Consider the following 19,599-nt stretch of genomic DNA (forward strand, 5'->3'; position numbering starts at 1 on the left):
AACCTGACAGCGCCGTTCGTCCGCACGAAGTTTTGGGCTCACGGAGAGCAATCCGCCCTGCCCAATCCTCTCGCACCCGACGCTGCCGCGTCCACCGCAGGCCCGGCTCGCGAAAATGACGACCACACGATCGCCCCTCAAGGATGAGCCGGGATGGGCAACACATACGACATTTCCGAATTTCGGTAAAGTGGAATATTTTCGAACGCGCGTCTTGACAACATCGCTGTGACCGCGCGGTGTTTTGCCCGACGGAAGGCATCGCATATCTTTCATGATATGATCACGCGGCAATCGTCCCAGCCCTGAGGTTCATATGATCATTGACCGAAACGCTCTGTCCGTCGACGTCGAATACGTCATCGACGCGAATGGTCGAAAAGCAGTTCTGGTGGTGGAAACCGGCTTGCAGCTGGATCCTGCCGAAATCGATTTTGACAAGGCGGCCGTCGATGCGATTTGCGCCGAGCTCGAGCGGCATCGCGCATCCACTCTCTCGATCGATGCTGTCCGGCTCGTGAGAAGACGACTTGGGCCAGCCGAGGCGATCAAGGTCACCGGAACGCTCGGCGAGCACCATGTCAGGACCGTCCTTAATTCGGACTAGGAGGGCCATGGGATAAAGGCTAAGGGACCACTTGTAAGTCAAACGGTGAAAGCATGGGCCGGTTCGCAAGCACGGCGTCACTCTACGAGCATTTGCGCCCGCCCTATCCGAGCGAGTTCTTTCGCAGCGTCGCGCACAAGCTCGGTCTCTCCAGACAGAGCAGCCTGATCGATCTCGGCACCGGACCCGGGCTGCTGGCGCTCGGCTTCGCGCCCTATGCCGGCCGCATCGTCGGTGTCGACCCGGAGCCGGCAATGCTCGATGCGGCGCGACGCGCGACTGCGAGCGCTGGCCACGTGCTCACGCTGATCGAGGGAAAGACCGAAACGCTTGCCCCTGATATCGGCAGCTTCGATGTCGTGACGATCGGCCGTGCGCTGCATTGGATGGATCGTGAGCCGACGCTGGCACGGCTCGACGGGCTGGTCGCGCCCAACGGTGCAATTGCCATCTGCGCCTCGTTCTCGGCGACCGACGGCAACAATCCGTGGCTCGAGGGCTACAACGAGATCCGCCGCCGCTGGTCGCCGGCCAAGCTCTGGGAGGAGGCAGGCTGGGGCACGCGCACCCATCGCGACTTGCGGGCATTCTTTCGCGGCAGCGCCTTTGCCCCCACCGAGCTCCTCAAGGTCGAAACCAGCCACATGGTCAGCGTGCAAGACCTGACACAACGCTTGCTCACCTACTCGTCATCGTCGCCCGAAGCGTTGGGCGACAACGTCGAGGCCGCACTGCGCGACATCGAGAGCCATTTGGCCTCGTTCAGTCGCGACGGCGCCATCACCGAGACCATCGTCTCGACGGCTGAGATCATAAAGCGCTAGGGAAATTGTCGCGAAGAGCGGAAAGCAAGGCGATCCAGACAACGCCGCCGCAAGACTGGATCGCCTGCCATTCCCTCCGTCCTCAATCGAGTCGAATCCGACGTGACCGTTCGCGCAACCGTGGAGTGGCGGCTGCGTTGAATGCGGTCGAGCAATCGTCGTCGTTCTCGCCATCGAGCAGCGGAGCACCACAGTGCCGGCACATGCGCACCGACAACGACGGCGCCTTGCCGCTCGCCACGGCCTGACGATAGCTCGTCAGATCGATGACGTTGCGGGGCGTCGTTATGTGTTTTTCAACCATGGCTGTTCCTCGCGGCTAACCCGCTGGTTATCGCAGACAAGTTTCGCGCAAACGTTCAGCCCACTGCTCAAATTTTACCGGAGGAATTGGGGCGGCGCGCACACATCACCGCGTGGCCGCAATCCCGCTCTATTCTGCGACACCAACCGCCGTGTCTCTGCGAACGGCGTAAGATATCGGTAGGTATCTTTGCCGGAGTGGCGATACGAACGTCAGGCTGTCGTTCCTGGCATGATCTCGCGGCAAGCTAGTTCCGGATCGCGCTTACAGCCACTTCTTCCACTTGAAGATCCAGTACGGAACGATGGCCGCGAACAGCATCATCACGATCGCCATCGGATAGCCGTGCGCCCATTCGAGTTCCGGCATCGACTTGAAGTTCATGCCGTAGATCGAGGCGATCAGCGTCGGCGGCATCAGGACAACAGCCATGACCGAGAACAGCTTGATAATGTTGTTCTGCTCGAGATTGACGACGCCGAGCATGGCGTCCAGCACAAAGGTGATCTTGCTGGAGAGATAGGAGGCGTGGTCGGTCAGTGACGCCACGTCGCGCTGCATGGTCTTGAGCTGCTCGCGCATGTCCTTCGACCATTTCACGCCTTCTACCACCGCCGAGAGGAACGTGACGACGCGGCCGATCGAGACCAGGCTCTCGCGCACCTTCGAGGTCAAATCGCCCTTGCGGCCGATCGAGATCAGGATCTGGGAATATTGCTTGGCGTGGCCGTGACGCTCGCTCTCGGGCTCGAAGATGTCGTGCGAAACCTGGTCGATCTCGGCGCCGCAGCGTTCCAGAATGTCGGCGCAGCGATCGATCACGGCGTCCAGCAGTTCCATCAGCACCATCTCGCCGGAGATGGAAGGCGTGCAGGAGCGGGCGAGCTTGGCCTCGACCAGCGCGAAGGGTTTTGGCTGATCGTAGCGCACCGTCACCAGGCGATGGTCGCCGAGGATGAAGGTCACCGCCGTGGTCCGGGGCATGTCGGTATCGGAGTGGCACATCAGCGTCGCGGTCATGTAGCGCGCGCTATTTTCGATATAGAGGCGGCTGGAGATCTCGATCTCCTGCATGTCCTCCCGGGTCGGGATCGCAATGCCCAGGAACCGCTCCACCGCCTTGTCCTCAGCGCCAGTCGGGTTGACCAGATCGACCCATACCGCGTGCTCCGGCACGGCCGCCAGATCCTCGACCACGGCCTTCTTGAGGCTGCCCTCGGAGGGAACGAACACAGAAAACATGCACAACTCCAGCAGGGGCCTGCGACAGACTGACAGCCCTTAGCGCGATTCTGACAAGTTGAAGATGACAAGCACATTAACGGAGCGTTTGCATTTATGGCGGCGCCGTGGCACGGAATCGACAGTTTTCGGCATCCTCGGCCCCAAAAACCGCCCAAGGGCGCAAAAATTGCGGCAAAAAAGCCACAGGTTCGCTCTCGCAGCGCGGGAAAAGGTCCGAAACGCTGGAATTGTGGCAGATTTCAACGATAATAGGGACCAACGGAGTCGTGGTTTTGGGCTTTGGCTCAAGCTCCGCGAAAGCTTGTTGTTGTCGATTGGAACCAAATCATGTCGTCGCTGAAAGTTTTGCTGGGTGTTTTGGCCGCTGGCCTGATGCTGTCGGGCTGCATGCAGGCCACGCATTTTGAGGCGACCGACACCAAGGCCTTCAAGCCGAAGGATAAGGAACTGCTCGCCAAGGTCCGGTACGAGAATACCCCGGTCGCCGAGCCGTTCCGCCGCGCCATCGTCGAATACCACCGCAAGGAATCGCCGGGCTCGATCGTGGTCGATTCCGACAACCACTATCTCTACTACGTGCTGGATGGCGGCAAGGCGATCCGTTACGGCATCACCGTCGGTGAAGAGGCCATGGCCTGGTCCGGCATCGCCAAGGTCGGCAGCATGACCGAGTGGCCGGCCTGGCATCCGACCCCGGGCGAGATCTCGCGCCTGGGCGTTCCGACCTATGTCGCGCCTGGCCCGGACAATCCGATGGGCTCTCGCGCGATGTATCTCTACTCGGGCGGCAAGGACACGCTGTTCCGCATCCACGGCACCAACCAGCCGGAATATATCGGCGCCTCGATCTCGTCGGGCTGCATCCGCCTGACCAACGAGGACGCGATCGACCTCTACGGCCGCGTCAAGGTCGGCACCATCGTCGTGGTGCTCGAGCCGAAGCACGGCGACTCGCCCTACAATTCGCGTCTGGCGCTCGGCGCCGGCGGAACCGGCCAGGCGGGCAGCTACTGATCGCCTTCTGATCTCCGAGATTTTAAAAGCGCCGGTTTCACCGGCGCTTTTTTGTTGCCGGCTTGTGCGATCGGGCTTTGTTGCCATCGACCGCCGGCTTGTCCGCAGGCGCCGGAGATTTCTCCGCCGCCTCGTCATCAGCACCCTCCTTCGCCTCGGGCTTGGCATCAGACTTGTTGCCATCAGACTTGTTGCCATCAGACTTGGCGGCGACCTCGCGCGGCGGCGCTTCCTCGGGACGTTCCGCCGGCAACAGCGGGGCGACCTGCGGCAGGGGATCCCAGACATTCCACTGGCAGATCCGGTAGTCGTTGCGCCGCTGCGCCAGATCGAGATGGATGTGGTCCTCGTGGTACCAGTCCGAGCCCGGCCCAAGCACGGTCGAAAACCGCGAACAGACCGAATGCAGCACGCGCTCGCGCACGTCGCGCGGCATGGTGCGGTCGGTGAGGCCGATCGACTGCCCGTTGGCGAGCTTGATGGCGCGGACGTCGAGCGCGTTGGCCTTGCCGTGCTCGGACAGCATTGCGCCTGCGATGCGGTTGCGGCCGCGGCACTCGAAGCTGTCGAAATTGTCGAGATCGCTGATGGTCGAGCCGAGGCTGGTGGCTATCGGCACCATGTCCTTGCGCACCCAGTCGGCGATCGCGGAGGCCATGGTGCAGCGGAGGATCGCCGCCGGCTTGACCGCGACCTTACGCTTGTCCGGCAGCACGATGGCCTCCAACCGCACCAGATCCTGGCCGCCGCAGGCACCGGGACCGCGAATGTCAGGGATCGACGGCGCGATCGCGATCTCCTCGGTCAGTGCAAGCCGGCAGGCCGAGAGCTGCTTCTCCGGCGGCGCCGCGGCCTCAGCGGGTTTGCTGCCGTTCGGCTTGTCGGGAGCAGGTTTTCCTTCGGTCTCGGGCGCGGCCTCGTCCGTTGCCTTCTCGTCCGCCGCCTTGGGGGCTTCCGCCGGGCGGGGCTTTGGTAGCGGTATCTTGGTGGCGTGCACGACCGTGCGCGGCCGTGGTGTACCAAGACCGAAGATATCGAACGGCGCAGCGTGTTTTCGCGCCTCCGCCCGATCGGCGAGCACAAGCGTTAGCCCCAGCACAGCGGTAACCATTGCCGCGCCGGAGGACATATAGCCGCGACAAGACCATTTGCGGCGAAAGTCCGGCAGGCTAAAACTCATGACAATTCTTTGGCCCTGCGCTGAGAGCGACAACCGCCCAGCGAATTCTCGGAGGAACGACGGAATGCTTGGTTTGATGCAAGATTGGCCCCTGCTCTGCCACCGGATCATCGAACACGCCGCCAGGATTCATGGCAAGCAGGAGGTCGTCACGCGATCGGTCGAGGGACCGATCCATCGCACCACCTACGGTGAAATCCACAAGCGCGCGCTCAAGGTCTCCCAGATGCTGGAGCGCGACGGCATCAAGCTCGGCGACCGTGTCGCAACGATCGCCTGGAACACCTGGCGCCATCTCGAAGTCTGGTACGGCATCATGGGGATCGGCGCCATCTGCCATACCGTCAATCCCCGCCTTTTCCCCGAACAGATCGCCTGGATCATCAACCATGCGGAAGACCGCATCGTGATGACCGACCTCACCTTCATTCCGATGCTGGAAAAGATCGCCGACAAGCTGCCGAGCGTGGAGCGCTACGTCGTTCTCACCGACAAGGCGCATCTGCCGCAGACCACGCTGAAGAATGTCGTCGCCTACGAGGACTGGATCGCGGAGGCCGACGGCAAATTCACATGGAAGGAGTTTGACGAGAACACGGCAGCCGCGATGTGCTACACGTCGGGCACCACCGGCGATCCGAAGGGTGTGCTGTATTCGCATCGCTCCAACGTGCTGCACGCGCTGATGGCCAACAATGTCGACGCCCTCGGCACCAGCGCCTCCGAGACAATGCTGCCGGTGGTTCCGCTGTTCCATGCCAACAGCTGGGGCATTGCCTTCTCCGCGCCTTCGCAGGGCACCAAGCTGGTGATGCCCGGCGCCAAGCTCGACGGCGCCTCGGTCTACGAGCTGCTCTCGACCGAGAAGGTGACGCACACCGCGGGCGTGCCGACGGTGTGGCTGATGCTGCTCCAGCACATGACCGCCAACAATCTGAAGCTGCCCGACCTGAAGATGGTGATCTGCGGCGGCTCGGCGATGCCGCGCTCGATGATCAAGGCTTTCCTCGACATGGGCTCGAACGTGCGCCACGCCTGGGGCATGACCGAGATGAGCCCGATCGGCAGCGTCGCGGCGTTGAAGCCGCCGTTCCAGAACGCGACCGGCGAAGCCAGGCTCGACGTGCTGCAGATGCAGGGCTATGCGCCCTTCGCGGTCGAGATGAAGATCACCGACGACGCCGGCAAGGAGCTGCCCTGGGACGGCAAGACTTTTGGCCGCCTCAAGGTCTCCGGCCCGGCCGTCGCCAAGGCCTATTACCGCGTCGACGCCAACATCCTCGACGAGGACGGCTTCTTCGACACCGGCGACGTCTCGACCATCGACGAGGCCGGCTACATGCGGATCACTGACCGCTCCAAGGACGTGATCAAGTCGGGCGGCGAGTGGATCTCCTCGATCGACCTCGAGAACCTCGCGGTCGGTCATCCCGCCGTGGCGGAAGCCGCCGTGATCGGCGTGTTCCACCCCAAATGGGACGAGCGGCCGCTGCTGATCGTGCAACTCAAGCAGGGCCAGCAGGCCAGCCGCGAGGACATCCTGAAATACATGGATGGCAAGATCGCCAAATGGTGGATGCCCGACGACGTCGCCTTCGTCGAAGGCATCCCCCACACCGCCACCGGCAAGATCCTGAAGACGGCGCTGCGCGACCAGTTCAAGGATTATCGTTTCCCGAACGCGGCGGCGTAGGTCCCCACAAGGCGCCATGCCCGGGCAGGAGCGCGAAGCGCGTCTTCGCGCCACCGGGCATCGGCCTCCCGAGCGCGAAAAGATAGACGTGGATGGCCGGGTCCAGCCCGGCCATGACGGCGAGAGGGGTAGCGGAACCCTTGAATTTGCCCCCGGGCCGTGGTCTCAACGGCCTATCGTCGCGCCACACGGCCGGCACCGCCTTCAACACCCCGGCAGAGCTCTTCCGATGGCCCGCAGGTTTTCCGCTCCCTATCAGACGGAGCCCGTGTCCAGCCTCGCGACCTGGGCGCGCAATCTGGCGGTGTTCGCGGTGGTGGCGGTGGTGGTGTCGATCCTCATCGTCCGCTTCGGCTTTCTGGAGCCGAAGCCGGCGGTCGTCACCTTCTTCGGCGGCCTTGCGATCGCCGTGCTCTCCATCCTGTTCGGCCTCGCCGGCTTCGCTTCGATCTGGCAGAACGGCTCGCGCGGCATGGGGCGCATCCTGATCGCCTTCCTGATCAACGGGGCGGTCCTCGCCTATCCCGCCTATCTCGCCCTGCAATACCGCAAGCTGCCGGCGATCCACGACATCACCACCGACCCGATCGACCCGCCCCGCTTCGATGCGCTGGCGCGCCTGCGCTCCGTCGACGGCGCCAACACCGCCGTCTACGCCGGCCTCTACTCGGCCGAGCAGCAGCGCCATTTCTATCCTGAGATCGAGCCGATCGAGCTCGAGATCCCGGTCGACCGCGCCTATGCGATCGCGCTCCAGCTCGTCCACAAGCGCAAATGGCTGGTCATCGACGAGCGCTCGCCGCAGCCGCCGCGCCGCATCGGCCGCATCGAGGCGGTGGCGCGCACGCCGATCATGGGTTTCCGTGAAGACGTTTCGATCAGGGTCGTGCCTGACGGCGACGATTCCCGCGTCGATATCCGCTCGTCCTCGCGCTATTTCGACAGCGACCTCGGCAGCAACGCCGCGCGCGTGACAAAATTCATCGACGATCTCAACACTGCGGCCGACGCCGACGCGCTCAAGCCGGTGAAGAAGACGCCGGTCGCGCCGCCGAAGGCGCCGGCGGCGAAGACGGTGAAGAAGTGAAGTTGGCGAGTAGCGAATAGCGAGTGGCGAATGACCGCCGCCTATTCGCTACTCGCCATTCGCCTCAAGCCATCCGGTACGTCCCGCCGATCACGGGATCGCCGTCGGTCGCCACCACGCCGCGCGCGACCAGATCTTCCAGATGCGCCAGCACGGAATAGCCGGCGGCCGTCGTCAGGCGCGGGTCGATGCCGATATAGATCGCGCGCACCATGGTCGGGATGTCGGTCTCGCCCTTGGCGAGGCGGTGCAGGATCGAGGCCTCGCGCGCCTTGCGGTGGCGGATCAGGAAGCGCACGAAGCGCTGGCCCTCCGGGATCTCCGGACCGTGGCCGGAGAAATAGAGGTCCTCCTCGCGCGCGGCGAGGCGGTCGAGCGAGTCCATGTAGTCGATCATCGAGCCGTCGGGCGGTGCCACGATCGAGGTCGACCAGCCCATCACGTGGTCGCCGACGAAGTTGAACTTCCGCTCCGGCCAGGCGAAGGCGAGATGGTTGGCGGTGTGGCCGGGCGTCGCCACGGCCTCGAGCCGCCAGCCGTCGCCTTCGACGACGTCGCCATGGGCGATCCGGATATCGGGCACGAAATCGCGATCGGAGCCGGATTCCGGATTGTGCTTCTCGCTCTCGAAGCGCGGGCGCGAGGCGCGGTGCGGGCCCTCGGCATAGACCGGCGCGCCCGTCGCCTGCTTGATCCGGCCTGTGTTCGGCGAATGGTCGCGGTGGGTGTGGGTGACGAAGATGTGGCTCACCGTCTCGCCGCGCACAGCATCGAGCAGTGCCGCCGCATGGGCCGCGTCGTCCGGGCCGGGATCGATGATGGCGACGTTGCCCTTGCCGACGATGTAGCTGACCGTCCCGGTGAAGGTGAACGGGCTCGGATTGTTACAGAGCACGCGCCGCACGCCGGGGCGGACTTCCTCGACGACGCCGGGCTGAAGCGGAAAGTTGCGGTTGAACGGGACGTCGTCGTTGTCGGACATGGCTTGCTCATTCCTTGCTGACTTCGTCATGCCCGGCCTTGTGCCGGGCATCCACGTTCCTCGCTTGAGCCAAGATGTGGATGGCCGGGACATCTAGCGCGAAGACGCGCTTCGCGCTTCTGCCCGGCCATGACGGAGTTGGAGAGTTCTCTTGCCTAGTATCCTAACCGCGGGACTCAGAAAAACGCCTGAATGCCCGTGATCGCGCGGCCCAGGATCAGGGCATGGACGTCGTGGGTGCCCTCGTAGGTGTTGACCGTCTCGAGGTTATGAACGTGGCGCATCACGTGGTACTCGGCCGAGATGCCGTTGCCGCCGTGCATGTCGCGGGCGACGCGGGCGATGTCGAGGGCCTTGCCGCAATTGTTGCGCTTCATGATCGAGATCATCTCGGGCGCGAACTTGCCCTCGTCCATCAGGCGGCCGACGCGAAGCGAGCCCTGCAGGCCGAGCGCGATCTCGGTCTCCATGTCGGCAAGCTTCTTCTGCACCAGCTGGGTCGCAGCCAGCGGCTTGCCGAACTGCTTGCGGTCGAGCGTGTACTGGCGGGCACGGTGCATGCAGTCCTCGGCGGCGCCGAGCGCGCCCCAGGAGATGCCGTAGCGGGCACGGTTGAGGCAGCCGAACGGGCCCTTGAGGCCGGAGACGTTGGGCAGCAGCGCGCTTTCGGGGACCACGACGCCGTCCATCACGACTTCGCCGGTGATGGAGGCGCGGAGCGACAGCTTGCTGCCGATCTTCGGCGCGGACAGGCCCTTCATGCCCTTCTCCAGCACGAAGCCGCGGATCTGGTTGTCGTGCTCGGCCGACTTGGCCCAGATCACGAACACGTCGGCGATCGGCGCGTTCGAGATCCACATCTTGCTGCCGGTCAGGCGATAGCCGTCCGAGACCTTCTCGGCGCGGGTCTTCATGCCGGCCGGGTCGGAGCCGGCGTCGGGCTCGGTCAGACCGAAGCAGCCGACCCACTCGCCGCTGGCGAGCTTGGGCAGGTACTTCTTGCGCTGGTTCTCGTCGCCATAGGCGTAGATCGGATACATCACCAGCGAGGACTGCACCGAGTTCATCGAGCGGTAGCCGGAATCGACCCGCTCGATCTCGCGGGCGACGAGGCCATAGGCCACATAGCTGGCATTGGCGCAGCCATATTCTTCCGGCAGCGTGATGCCGATCAGGCCGAGCTCGCCCATCTCGTTGAAGATCTCGCGGTCGGTCTTCTCTTCCAGATAGGCCTTGGTGACGCGCGGCAGTAGCTTGTCCTGGGCGTAGGCGCGGGCGGTGTCGCGCACCATGCGCTCGTCTTCGGTCAGCTGCTCGTCGAGCAGGAACGGATCGTCCCACTGGAAGGAAGCCGCCGCCGGCTTGTCCTTGGTCTGAGGGCGCACGCTCATGAAACGTCCTTTCGCGTCTGGTTCCGTCTAAAAATTGCCCGACAAATTAAAGCGCCGCGGCAACAAGTGCAATTGCGTTGCAGATGTACGGGTCTGCGTGAATCCCGGGGGATGCGCTTCGCGCACCCCGGGGCACGCGACGCGCGTCCCCAGGATGACAGCGCTAACTCTCGAGCTGCTCGTTAGCGACGATCTCGATGCCGAAGCCCGACAGGCCCTTGTAGTCGTGCACCGAGGAGGTGAGATGGCGGATCGAGGTGACGCCGAGATCGCGCAGGATCTGCGCGCCGACACCGACTTCGCGCCACTGGCGGTTGCGGTCGGCCTCGCTCGCGCTTTCATCAGCAAGCGGGGCCACAGGGACACCGGCCGCGCCGTCGCGCAAGTAAACCAGCACGCCGCGGCCGGACTTCCTGAAGTGCTCGAGCACGGCGGCCATGCGCTTGTGGCCGGTAAAGGTGTCCTTGACGATGTTCGGCTTGTGGAAGCGCGTCAGCACGTTCTTGCCGTCGCCGACGCCGTTATAGACGAAGGCGACGTGGGCGATGGAATCGAACGGCGAGCGGTAGGCATAACCCTGCAGCGGCCCGATCGGACTTTCGGTGACGAAGGTCGAGACCCGCTCGATCAGCTTTTCGCGCGCCTGGCGGTAGGCGATCATGTCGGCGATGGTGACGTGCTTCAGCTTGTGCCTGGCCGCAAACTGCGCGACCTGCTCGCCCTTCATCACGCTGCCGTCGTCGTTCATCAGTTCGCTGATGACGCCGACCGGGGGCAGGCCGGACAGCTTGCAGAGGTCCACCGCGGCCTCGGTATGGCCGGAGCGCAGCAGCACGCCGCCGTCCTTGGCGATCAGCGGGAAGATGTGGCCGGGGCGGGCGAAATCGTTGGCGCCGACATTGGGATTGGACAGCGCGCGGCAGCACGAGGCGCGCTCCTCGGCCGAGATGCCGGTGCCGCCGTCGGGCTTGTAGTCGATCGAGACCGTGAACGCGGTGGTGTGCGCGGAATCGTTGTGGGCCACCATCGGATCGAGCCGCAGCCGGCGCGCGTCCTCGGTGGTGACGGGCGCGCAGACGATGCCGGAGGTGTGGCGGATAATGAACGCCATCTTCTCCGCGGTGCAGAGCGAGGCGGCGACGATCAGATCGCCCTCGCCCTCGCGATCTTCGTCGTCGGTCACGACGACGAGCTCACCCCGGGCAAAGGCCTGCAAGACTTCCTGGACGCTATCGGGCATTTCCCAATCTCTATCGGTTATGGCCGGGAGGCTTAGCCGGAGTTGGGCCGGGGCGCTAGTCTCCCCAGCGCAACCACATATGCCTGACGGCAGGCCTGCCAGCAGGTTTCAGGCTTGCACCGAAGATACCAGGGATATAGGCGCGCGGGCCCCCGGACGGAAGGCGCCCGGACACCGTCAGGGCAGCACTTCGCGCCGCTCGCCCAGCCGCACATCGAGCTCGGCGCGCTTGTCGGCCAGAAGCCCGGCCTGGGCGGCTTCGATCACGGTAAACAGCTCATGAGCGTCGCTGAGCCGGGTCACCGTGACGTAGTTGGCGCCGGCCGCATAAAGTTCGCCCACATCCGACAAGAGATCGGCCGTGGCCACGATCATGGCCGTCGGGTTGAGCGTGCGGACGTGGCGGACCAGCTTCTCGTTACTGGCGCCCTTCAGAAGCGCATCCGGCACGCTGAGGATGATCATCTCGGACTTGCCAACGCCGGCATGGAGCAGCGTATCGGCGCTGCTGATGTCGCCATAAATCACGTGCAGGCCGCGTGAGAGCAGGGTCTGGTACACATTGGGGTTGAAGTCGACCACGGTGATCTGCTCGAGCAGCACCGGGGCCTGCCGTTCGATCTCGGCCAGCAGCGCGCTCGCCGCACGGAAAAAGCCGAGGATGACGATGCGGCGGGCCTCGCCATGGCCGCCCCCGTGCCCCTCCTCGCCGCGCGCCTGGCCGTCGCCGAGGTCCTTCAGTCCGATGCGCTTCAGGGGGCCGATCGCCCAGCGGGTGATCTCGTCGCTGCGGCTCATCGCGAAGGTCGAGAGCACCGCGAGCACCACGAAGGCGAAGGAGGCCGCATTCGCGGTCTCGGCCGCGATATGGTGGTCGGCAACGCCGGTCTGGATCACCACCAGCGAGAACTCGGAGATCTGCGCGAGGTTCAGGGCCGGCAACAGGCTGGCGCGCAGGCCCTGCTTCATCAGGTAAAGCGGGGTGAAGGTGGTGACGAGGCGGCTCACCACCGTGAACGCCGCGATCATCAACGCCAGCCCGATCACGGAGAGGCCCGGCACGGGAATGGTCATGCCGAGCGCGACGAAGAACAGCGTGATGAAGAAGTCCCGCAGCGTGGTGACCTTGGCGGTGACGTCGAGCGCGTAAGGGAAGGTCGAGAGCGAGACGCCGGCGATCAGGGCGCCCATCTCGCGCGACAGCGACAGCCGCTCGGCGGTCTCGGCGACGAGAAAGCACCAGGCGAGCGCGCCGAGCAGGATCAGTTCGGGACGGCGGGCGATCTGGTGGAACAGGCGCGGCAACACATAGCGGCTGACCAGCAGCGCGGCGGCGACCAGCACCGCGACGCGGCCGATCGAGAGCAGGATGACGCTGACCTGCAGGTTGGCGAGGCTCGGCTGCACCGCCAGGAACAGGATGGCGAAGATGTCCTGCAACACCAGGACGCCGAGCGTGATGCGGCCCGGCAGCGTGTCGAGCTCGCGCTTCTCGTAGAGCACCTTGACGATGATGACGGTGCTCGATAGCGCGCAGGCGACGCAGAGATAGACCGCATCGAAATGCCCGCCGCCGAGCGACAGGCCGATGCCGACGAAGAACAGCACCCCGAGCAGGCAGCCGCCGAGCAGCTGGCCCCCCGCTGCGAACAGGATCACCTTGCCCGCCCGCACGATCTTCTTCAGGTCGATCTCGAGCCCGATCATGAACAGCATGAAGATCAGGCCGAGCTCGGAGATGACGCTGATCGATTCCTGCGACTGGACCCAACCGGCGCCGAATGGACCTATGCAAAAGCCGGCGATAAGGTAGGCCAGGATCAGCGGCTGCCGGGAGAAATGGGCGAGCAGGCCCAGCATCCAGGCAAACAGAATACAGAGAGTGATGTCGCGAATGAGCTCGTGCATACCAAATCGGTCCGTTTTGCCGCACCCTAGAGACGGGTTGCGGCGCGGCAAGCGAGCAATTCGTCACATGCAAAAAGGGCTTTTCGCGGCATTGCTGCTATGCCCCCTCGCCTGCGCCGTGCCCGCCGCCGCGCAATCCAAGGTCAATATCGAACAAAACTTTGCCGATTCGCTCACCGCAGTGCCGAAGGAGGAACTTGCCGTCTCCGGCGGGTTCTACGTGCCCGCCTATTCCAGCGTTGCGATGAGCCAGGGAAAGCTGCGCGTCGATTTCTCGGTGACGCTGAGCGTGCACAACGCCTCCGAGACCCAGCCGCTGGTGGTCAAACGCATCGCCTATTTCGACACCGCGGGCAAGCAGGTCGAGACCTACCTGAAGGGTCAGGTCGCTCTGAAGCCGCTGGCCACGATCTCGATCTTCGTTCCGACCGACGACGTGCGCGGCGGGACCGGGGCCAATTTCCTCGTCGACTGGGCCGCCACGGGCGAGATCGCCGAGCCGGTGGTCGAGGCCTTGATGGTTGGCGGCGTCGCCAATGCGCATTACGCTTTCATCAGCCAAGGCCGTCCGACTAGGACGGCCGGTAAGAAGTGAGGCCGTCCGACTAGGACGGCCTGCAAGAGACCAGGCAAGCCGGCGCAACGCCGGCTGCTCAACAAGAACAAAACGAGGAACGCCCCCATGACGTCCAGCTTCGATTTCGCGCCCCTGTTTCCTGCAGGGCTGCCGGCCCCTTCTGCGCGCTGGACGGGCCTCGCCAAATACAGCTTCGTCGGCGGCAACAACGATTCCGAGCAGGTGCCGCTCGACGAGCTGATCGAAGCAACCAATGCGGTGCTGCGGCGCGAGGGCCGATCGCTCGCCACATACGGGCTGGCACATGGCCCGCAGGGCTACCTGCCCTTGCGCGAATTCCTCGTCACCAAGCTGAAACGTGATGCCGGCATCAACTGCACGGTCGACGATCTCCTGATCGTTTCCGGCTCGCTGCAGGCGCTCGACCTCGTCAACGCGACGCTACTGACGCGCGGCGACACCGTGATCTTCGAACAGGACAGCTATCAGGGCTCCCTGACCCGTCTGGCGCGGCTTGGCGTCAACGTGGTCGGCATCCCCCTCGACAAGGACGGCATGCGCATGGACGTGCTGGCCTCGACGCTGGCCGAACTCAAGGGCCGCGGCATCCGTCCGAAATACATCTACACCATCCCGACGGTGCAGAACCCGACCGGCAGCATCATGCCGGAAGGCCGCCGCGCCGAGCTGGTGCGGCTCGCGACCGAATATGGCGTGCCCATCTTCGAGGACGATTGCTATGCCGATCTCGTCTGGTCCGGACAGCGGCCGCCCGCGATCCACGCGATGAGCCCGAACGGCGGCGTCATCCATATCGGCTCGTTCTCGAAATCGATCGCACCGGCGCTGCGTGTCGGCTTCATCGTCGCGCCCTGGGATGTGATGTCGCGGATGCTGTCGCTGAAGACGGATGCCGGCTCCGGCGCGCTGGAGCAGATGGTGCTCGCAACCTATTGCAAGCCGCACTTCTCGACCCACGTGCCCGCGCTGACCAAGGCGCTGCGCACCAAACTCGACACGCTGATGGAAGCCCTCAACGAGCAGTTCGGGACGGCGGCGGAGTTCGAAGAGCCGAAGGGCGGCATCTTCCTCTGGGTGAAGCTGCCCGACCAGGTCGACACGCTCAAGCTGTACCAGGCCGCGCTCGCCGCCGGCGTCTCGATCAACCCGGGACCGGAATGGTCGACCAACAAGGGCCATTCCAGCTCGCGCCTGCGGCTGTGCTTTGCCAGCCCGTCGCACCAGCAGATCCGCGAGGGCGTCGCCGTGCTGGCCGAAGTCTGCCGCAAGGAATTCGGCGTGCCGGCCCGCAGCGCCAATGTGGAGAAGCGGGCCTAAGCTGGAGAGTTAAGCCACTTGCGGCTGGCTGCTGTGGATCGCGGCGGCCAGCCGCAGCAGCAGCACGATCGAGACGTTGCCCTTGCCGGCCTCGATCTGGGCGATGTAGCGCTCGGAAATCCCGGAGCGGCGGGCCAGCTCCCGGCGCGACAGCTCGCAGCGGGCGCGCGACGATCTCAGGCGCTCGCCCAGCTCGGCCAGAAACGCGGTCTCGGAATAAGGCGGCACGGCACAGCTACCCGGCAGCACCTCGCCCGCGAAATCCATGACTTGATTCAGCATCGGTCTATCCACGTTCGCCTTCGGGAGCGCCATCCTACCCCTGATGCGACCGGCCTCATTGACGCGGATCAAATTCGCGCGCGAATGGCCGGCGCCGTGGACGACCGCGTGCGGGATGCTAGAATTTGGAATTCTTCGAAGCGGGGCTTTTCGGGACATGATGCGTTGTTTGGGCCGCTGGATCGCGGCTGCGGTGCTGTGGATGATTTGCATGCCCCTCGCCCACGCCGAGCCGCTTGCGGCGACCATCGAGCAATGGGGGCTGCTCGGCTCCTGGGCGGTCGATTGCGCCGCCCGGCCCGACCGTGACAAGGGCGCGCTGCTAACTTACGAAATCCGGAAAGACGGCCGGGTGATGTACCGGCGCAATTTCGGCGATGCCAAGGACGAGAACGAAGTGGTGTCCGCCACGGTCGACGCCGAGGGCCTGATCAACGTGATGGTGTACTTCCCCTCGCTGCAGCAGACGCGCGAATTCGGCTTGCAGTTTTCAGAAGAAGGCAGCCTGCGCGCGATCTACAATCGCAGCGAGCGCGGCGTGTACACGATCAAGGACGGCAAGTACGCCGCGACAGGCGCGCCGACGCCGCAGCAGCAACGCTGCGATTAACGATATCGTTCGATCCTGAATATCCATTCAGAATTCTCTTCGCGTTCCTTCGGAACGTTCACGCGAATGCGCGGTTTAGATTTGCATTCGATTGGAGGAGGACATCATGAAGAAGCTTGGTTATGTCGTTGCCGCTCTGGGTGCGCTCGCGGTTGCGGCGCCGACGCTGGCAAGTGCCGAGACGGTGGTGATCAGGAACGGTCATCATCACGGCCCGTACGGCGCCCGTGCCGAATTCCGCGAGCACCGCGATTATGGCTGGCATCGCGGCTGGCACCATCGCGACAATGTCGTCGTGATCAAGCATCGCCATCACCGCTGGGACTAATGCGCAACGCAAGATGGAAATGGCCCCTCGCGGGGCCATTTCTTTGCGTTCGTTCTCCTTCCTTCTCCCGTTGTGGGAGAAGGTGGCATAGGCGGCCAATGGCCGCCGCTCTTAAGAACGCCGAAGCAAAGCTTCGGCTATGGCGCCGGATGAGGGGTTCTTTCAACTCGAAAGACTGTTCGCGAGGATAGAGACCCCTCACCCGTCTCGCCGCTTCGCGGCGAGCCACCCTCTCCCACAAGGGGAGAGGGTGAAAGAGCAGCTAATCCCACGCCGGCGCAAAGCCCGGATTGACGCAGCGCCTGTCCTTGGGCAGCGCGGCGATCTTGTTGCGGTCGGCATCGTCGAGCGTGATCTTCAGCGCGTCGAGATTGGACTGCTGGCTCTCGCGGCGCGAAGCCTTCAGGATCGCAGCGACGCCGTCCTGATCGAGCAGCCATTTCAGCCCGACCTGGGCTGCGGTGGCGTTGTGCTTGGCGCCGATCTCGGCAAGCACCGGATCCGACGCAATACGCCCCTGCGCGAGCGGACAATAGGCGACCAGCGGGATCGATTTGGCGTTGAGATAGGCCAGCACCTTCGATTGATCGAGCATGGCGTGATATTCGATCTGGTTGCAGGCGATCGGCGCCTTGATGTCCTCGACGGCGATCTTGAGCAGCGCCGTGGTGAAATTGGCAACGCCGATGGCCCGGGTGCGCCCCTCCTCCTTCAGCTTCATCAGGGTCTCGAACACCGCGCCCCAGTTGGCGGACTGCGACGGCCAGTGCACCAGATAGAGGTCGACATGATCGAGCCGCAGCTTCTGCAGGCTGGCATCGAAGGCGCGACGGATCGCATCGGGGCTGAGGTTCTCGTGCCAGACTTTGGTCGTGACATGCAGCTCCGCGCGGGGCAGCCGGGCAGCGGCAAGGGCCGCGCCGATCGGTTCTTCGTTGGCGTACATCTCGGCGGTGTCGATGTGGCGATAGCCGATCGACAGCGCACTCTCGACCGCCGCGCGGCAGGCATCGCCCTGCATGCGGAAGGTGCCGAGGCCGAGCTTGGGCATGCTGATGCCCTGTGTCTTCAGATTATCCATGAAAAGGCTCCTGACATCATTCATCCCGCCAGACACGCGGTGGGGCCGCGAGGGGACAGGCTCTTCGGTGCTGGAAAAGAGGTGGCGGGAGCAGTGAGTATAGCGCGGGAGGCGCGGGGCGGCCAATCAAGATCGGGTTAGGTGAACTCCCTCTTCCGCTTGCGGGAGAGGGCCGGGGAGAGGGTGCATCCGCAACGGGACGATCCCCCAGAGGAGAGAGCCCTCACCCGGCGCGCGGGACGATGCTTCGCATCGCCCGGAGAGCGCCGACCTCTCCCGCAAGCGGGAGAGGCGAAACAGTTGCGACCCTCACGAATGCTGCGCCACCACGGCCGGGCGGGCCTGCGGCTGCGGCGCGATATCGACCGACCAGAGGTCGCGGTTGTCCACGTCTTTCAGCGTCACGGTCATCACGCCGCTGCGCCCATCAATGTCGACGCGGCCGAAGAACTGCAGGCCGAAGCATGGCGCCAGATTCTCGCCCTGCGCCTCGCTGCAGCCGTGCTGGTACATGGCGACCGGACCGAAAGTATTGTCGAGCTCGCCCGGGCCCCAGGTGCCGGCGTGCAGCGGGCCGGAGACGAATTCCCAGAACGGCTCGAACTCCTGGAATTGCGCCTTGTTCGGATCGTAGTAATGCGCGGCGGTGTAGTGCATGTCGGCGGTGAGCCAGACGATGTTGCGCACGCCGGCGCGCTTGATGGAGGCCAGCAGATCGGCGATCTCGTACTCGCGCCGATCAGGCGCGCCATTGCCGAGCGCGACGGCGTCGAGGCTGACGAGGCCGATCGGCAGGTCGGCGGCGATCACCTTCCAGGTCGCGCGCGAGGCCGCGAGCTCCCGCTTCAGCCAGGCAAGCTGGTCGGCGCCGAGAATCCAACCGCGGTGATCGTTACCCTTGTTCCAGGTCTCGTCGCGATAGCTGCGCATGTCGATCATGAAGACGTCGAGCAGCGGACCGTAGGCGATCTTGCGATAGACCCGGCCCCGCCGCGCACCGATATCGCGGATCGGCATGAAGTCGAAGAAGGCGCGGCGAGCACGCGCAATCAGGCGCGGGGTGCCGTCATCCTCATAGCCGGCCTCGTCGTAACTGCCGGTCGGCGACCAGTCATTGGTGACCTCGTGGTCGTCCCATTGCGCGAACATCGGCACCTGCGCGTGGAAGGCGCGGAAATGCTCGTCGAGATGGTTGTATTTATAGTTGCCGCGAAACTGCGCCAGCGTGTGCGCGACCTCGGCCTTCTCCTCGGTCACCAGATTGCGCCAGGTCTCGCCATTCGGCAGCTTCTGCTCGGAGGGAATGGTGCAATCGGCATAGATGTGGTCGCCGGAATGGATGAAGAAGTCCGGGCGGTTGTCGAGCATGGTGCGATAGCTGCGATAGCCACCGCGCGCGATGTCGATGCCCCAGCCCTGCCCCGCGACATCGCCCGACCACACGAACGAGATCGATTTGCCTGCTGCCGACGCGGTGCGGAAATGGCCGACGCGGCTTTCGCCGGCAATGCCGGTCGCGATGTCGTCGAAGCGGATTCGATAGAAGATGTCCTGCCCCGGCGGCAGATCGTTCAGCAGCAGTTTTGCGGTGAAATCCGTATCCGGCAGAGCGTCGTGCGAAGCCGACGCGAGGATGGTCCTGAAACTCTCGACGGTCGAATATTCCACCCGCATCCGCGCGGGCCGGTCAGCGCGTGCCCAGACCATTGCAGAGCCGTCCGAGACGTCGCCGGATTGAATGCCGCCTGCGATCTGCGGGCGGTCGGCGGCACGGCTGAGGCGCGGCGTCGCAAGCGAGGCGATGGCGAGGCTGGAGGCGGAGCGGACCAGGAACTGCCGCCGGGTCCATGCGCGCGACGCGCGGAGCGATGCCATTCAGGAAACCTTCGTCGAATCGCGACGGAAGGT

The 19,599-nt window shown here is 64.4% G+C and carries 19 protein-coding genes; 8 read left to right on the top strand and 11 right to left on the bottom strand.

All coding sequences use genetic code 11. The features are described from left to right. Window positions 1–283 precede the first annotated feature (283 nt). Window positions 284–580, bottom strand: a complete 297-nt coding sequence (locus tag RAD16_RS18895) for a hypothetical protein (RefSeq protein ID WP_458159411.1) — start codon at window positions 578–580, stop codon at window positions 284–286. 80 nt (window positions 581–660) lie between these two features. Here RAD16_RS18895 and RAD16_RS18900 point away from each other — a divergent pair, with 80 nt between their 5' ends. Continuing rightward, complete coding sequence (locus RAD16_RS18900) at window positions 661–1,431, top strand: class I SAM-dependent methyltransferase (RefSeq protein WP_458159412.1); 771 nt, start codon at window positions 661–663, stop codon at window positions 1,429–1,431. Window positions 1,432–1,513: 82 nt separating this feature from the next. Here the strand turns inward: RAD16_RS18900 and RAD16_RS18905 are convergent, their stop codons facing one another. Beyond that, window positions 1,514–1,735, bottom strand: a complete 222-nt coding sequence (locus tag RAD16_RS18905) for a hypothetical protein (protein WP_458159413.1) — start codon at window positions 1,733–1,735, stop codon at window positions 1,514–1,516. Between the two features lie 264 nt (window positions 1,736–1,999). Beyond that, on the bottom strand, window positions 2,000–2,977 hold the full coding sequence (locus tag RAD16_RS18910; protein ID WP_458159414.1) for a magnesium transporter CorA family protein: 978 nt from the start codon (window positions 2,975–2,977) through the stop codon (window positions 2,000–2,002). Between the two features lie 330 nt (window positions 2,978–3,307). Here RAD16_RS18910 and RAD16_RS18915 point away from each other — a divergent pair, with 330 nt between their 5' ends. Beyond that, complete coding sequence (locus RAD16_RS18915; protein WP_458159415.1) at window positions 3,308–3,994, top strand: L,D-transpeptidase; 687 nt, start codon at window positions 3,308–3,310, stop codon at window positions 3,992–3,994. Between the two features lie 37 nt (window positions 3,995–4,031). Here the strand turns inward: RAD16_RS18915 and RAD16_RS18920 are convergent, their stop codons facing one another. Then, window positions 4,032–5,174: an extensin family protein gene (locus RAD16_RS18920; RefSeq protein WP_458159416.1), complete on the bottom strand. Its 1,143-nt coding sequence runs from the start codon at window positions 5,172–5,174 to the stop codon at window positions 4,032–4,034. A gap of 64 nt (window positions 5,175–5,238) precedes the next feature. Here RAD16_RS18920 and RAD16_RS18925 point away from each other — a divergent pair, with 64 nt between their 5' ends. Both RAD16_RS18925 and RAD16_RS18930 read left to right on the top strand, forming a co-directional pair. After that, on the top strand, window positions 5,239–6,867 hold the full coding sequence (locus tag RAD16_RS18925) for a fatty-acid--CoA ligase (protein WP_458159417.1): 1,629 nt from the start codon (window positions 5,239–5,241) through the stop codon (window positions 6,865–6,867). Between the two features lie 229 nt (window positions 6,868–7,096). Further along, window positions 7,097–7,954: a DUF1499 domain-containing protein gene (locus RAD16_RS18930; RefSeq protein ID WP_458159418.1), complete on the top strand. Its 858-nt coding sequence runs from the start codon at window positions 7,097–7,099 to the stop codon at window positions 7,952–7,954. 64 nt (window positions 7,955–8,018) lie between these two features. Here RAD16_RS18930 and RAD16_RS18935 read toward each other — a convergent pair whose 3' ends face one another. The 4 genes from RAD16_RS18935 to RAD16_RS18950 all read right to left on the bottom strand — a co-directional run bounded on the left by RAD16_RS18935 (window position 8,019) and on the right by RAD16_RS18950 (window position 13,475). After that, a complete protein-coding gene (locus tag RAD16_RS18935; protein ID WP_458159419.1) occupies window positions 8,019–8,936 on the bottom strand; it encodes an MBL fold metallo-hydrolase in 918 nt (305 codons plus the stop codon). A 176-nt stretch (window positions 8,937–9,112) separates the two neighbouring features. Then, window positions 9,113–10,327: an acyl-CoA dehydrogenase gene (locus RAD16_RS18940; RefSeq protein ID WP_212323360.1), complete on the bottom strand. Its 1,215-nt coding sequence runs from the start codon at window positions 10,325–10,327 to the stop codon at window positions 9,113–9,115. Between the two features lie 163 nt (window positions 10,328–10,490). Further along, window positions 10,491–11,567, bottom strand: coding sequence for a 3,4-dihydroxy-2-butanone-4-phosphate synthase (gene ribB, locus RAD16_RS18945; RefSeq protein WP_458159420.1), 1,077 nt, complete (start codon window positions 11,565–11,567; stop codon window positions 10,491–10,493). 177 nt (window positions 11,568–11,744) lie between these two features. After that, on the bottom strand, window positions 11,745–13,475 hold the full coding sequence (locus tag RAD16_RS18950) for a cation:proton antiporter domain-containing protein (RefSeq protein WP_458159421.1): 1,731 nt from the start codon (window positions 13,473–13,475) through the stop codon (window positions 11,745–11,747). A 67-nt stretch (window positions 13,476–13,542) separates the two neighbouring features. On the opposite strand from RAD16_RS18950, the gene RAD16_RS18955 reads away from it, so the two are divergent. After that, window positions 13,543–14,070, top strand: a complete 528-nt coding sequence (locus tag RAD16_RS18955) for a DUF3124 domain-containing protein (RefSeq protein ID WP_458159422.1) — start codon at window positions 13,543–13,545, stop codon at window positions 14,068–14,070. Window positions 14,071–14,157: 87 nt separating this feature from the next. After that, complete coding sequence (locus tag RAD16_RS18960; RefSeq protein WP_458159423.1) at window positions 14,158–15,390, top strand: aminotransferase-like domain-containing protein; 1,233 nt, start codon at window positions 14,158–14,160, stop codon at window positions 15,388–15,390. A gap of 9 nt (window positions 15,391–15,399) precedes the next feature. Here RAD16_RS18960 and RAD16_RS18965 read toward each other — a convergent pair whose 3' ends face one another. Beyond that, window positions 15,400–15,672, bottom strand: coding sequence for a helix-turn-helix domain-containing protein (locus RAD16_RS18965; protein WP_458159424.1), 273 nt, complete (start codon window positions 15,670–15,672; stop codon window positions 15,400–15,402). A gap of 160 nt (window positions 15,673–15,832) precedes the next feature. On the opposite strand from RAD16_RS18965, the gene RAD16_RS18970 reads away from it, so the two are divergent. Beyond that, the gene (locus tag RAD16_RS18970; protein ID WP_458159654.1) at window positions 15,833–16,282 is read left to right on the top strand and encodes a hypothetical protein; all 450 of its coding nucleotides are present in this window, start codon (window positions 15,833–15,835) and stop codon (window positions 16,280–16,282) included. 106 nt (window positions 16,283–16,388) lie between these two features. After that, entirely contained in the window at window positions 16,389–16,610 is a 222-nt protein-coding gene (locus RAD16_RS18975; RefSeq protein ID WP_458159425.1) for a hypothetical protein, read from the top strand. A gap of 262 nt (window positions 16,611–16,872) precedes the next feature. Here the strand turns inward: RAD16_RS18975 and RAD16_RS18980 are convergent, their stop codons facing one another. Together RAD16_RS18980 and RAD16_RS18985 are read right to left on the bottom strand one after the other, a co-directional pair. Further along, a complete protein-coding gene (locus tag RAD16_RS18980) occupies window positions 16,873–17,691 on the bottom strand; it encodes an aldo/keto reductase (protein WP_458159426.1) in 819 nt (272 codons plus the stop codon). 309 nt (window positions 17,692–18,000) lie between these two features. Beyond that, a complete protein-coding gene (locus RAD16_RS18985; protein ID WP_458159427.1) occupies window positions 18,001–19,566 on the bottom strand; it encodes an alkaline phosphatase D family protein in 1,566 nt (521 codons plus the stop codon). Between the last annotated feature and the right edge of the window lie 33 nt (window positions 19,567–19,599).

This window comes from Bradyrhizobium sp. 18BD (assembly GCF_054185225.1).

Coding starts and splice junctions, on each gene's coding strand:
- RAD16_RS18955 (WP_458159422.1), top strand. CDS start 13,543: ATGCAAAAAGGGCTTTTCGCGGCATTGCTGCTATGCCCCCTCGCCTGC.
- RAD16_RS18920 (WP_458159416.1), bottom strand. CDS start 5,174: ATGAGTTTTAGCCTGCCGGACTTTCGCCGCAAATGGTCTTGTCGCGGC.
- RAD16_RS18930 (WP_458159418.1), top strand. CDS start 7,097: ATGGCCCGCAGGTTTTCCGCTCCCTATCAGACGGAGCCCGTGTCCAGC.
- ribB (WP_458159420.1), bottom strand. CDS start 11,567: ATGCCCGATAGCGTCCAGGAAGTCTTGCAGGCCTTTGCCCGGGGTGAG.
- RAD16_RS18935 (WP_458159419.1), bottom strand. CDS start 8,936: ATGTCCGACAACGACGACGTCCCGTTCAACCGCAACTTTCCGCTTCAG.
- RAD16_RS18965 (WP_458159424.1), bottom strand. CDS start 15,672: ATGCTGAATCAAGTCATGGATTTCGCGGGCGAGGTGCTGCCGGGTAGC.
- RAD16_RS18970 (WP_458159654.1), top strand. CDS start 15,833: ATGCGTTGTTTGGGCCGCTGGATCGCGGCTGCGGTGCTGTGGATGATT.
- RAD16_RS18975 (WP_458159425.1), top strand. CDS start 16,389: ATGAAGAAGCTTGGTTATGTCGTTGCCGCTCTGGGTGCGCTCGCGGTT.
- RAD16_RS18895 (WP_458159411.1), bottom strand. CDS start 580: ATGGTGCTCGCCGAGCGTTCCGGTGACCTTGATCGCCTCGGCTGGCCC.
- RAD16_RS18915 (WP_458159415.1), top strand. CDS start 3,308: ATGTCGTCGCTGAAAGTTTTGCTGGGTGTTTTGGCCGCTGGCCTGATG.
- RAD16_RS18980 (WP_458159426.1), bottom strand. CDS start 17,691: ATGGATAATCTGAAGACACAGGGCATCAGCATGCCCAAGCTCGGCCTC.
- RAD16_RS18910 (WP_458159414.1), bottom strand. CDS start 2,977: ATGTTTTCTGTGTTCGTTCCCTCCGAGGGCAGCCTCAAGAAGGCCGTG.
- RAD16_RS18960 (WP_458159423.1), top strand. CDS start 14,158: ATGACGTCCAGCTTCGATTTCGCGCCCCTGTTTCCTGCAGGGCTGCCG.
- RAD16_RS18950 (WP_458159421.1), bottom strand. CDS start 13,475: ATGCACGAGCTCATTCGCGACATCACTCTCTGTATTCTGTTTGCCTGG.
- RAD16_RS18905 (WP_458159413.1), bottom strand. CDS start 1,735: ATGGTTGAAAAACACATAACGACGCCCCGCAACGTCATCGATCTGACG.
- RAD16_RS18940 (WP_212323360.1), bottom strand. CDS start 10,327: ATGAGCGTGCGCCCTCAGACCAAGGACAAGCCGGCGGCGGCTTCCTTC.
- RAD16_RS18985 (WP_458159427.1), bottom strand. CDS start 19,566: ATGGCATCGCTCCGCGCGTCGCGCGCATGGACCCGGCGGCAGTTCCTG.
- RAD16_RS18925 (WP_458159417.1), top strand. CDS start 5,239: ATGCTTGGTTTGATGCAAGATTGGCCCCTGCTCTGCCACCGGATCATC.
- RAD16_RS18900 (WP_458159412.1), top strand. CDS start 661: ATGGGCCGGTTCGCAAGCACGGCGTCACTCTACGAGCATTTGCGCCCG.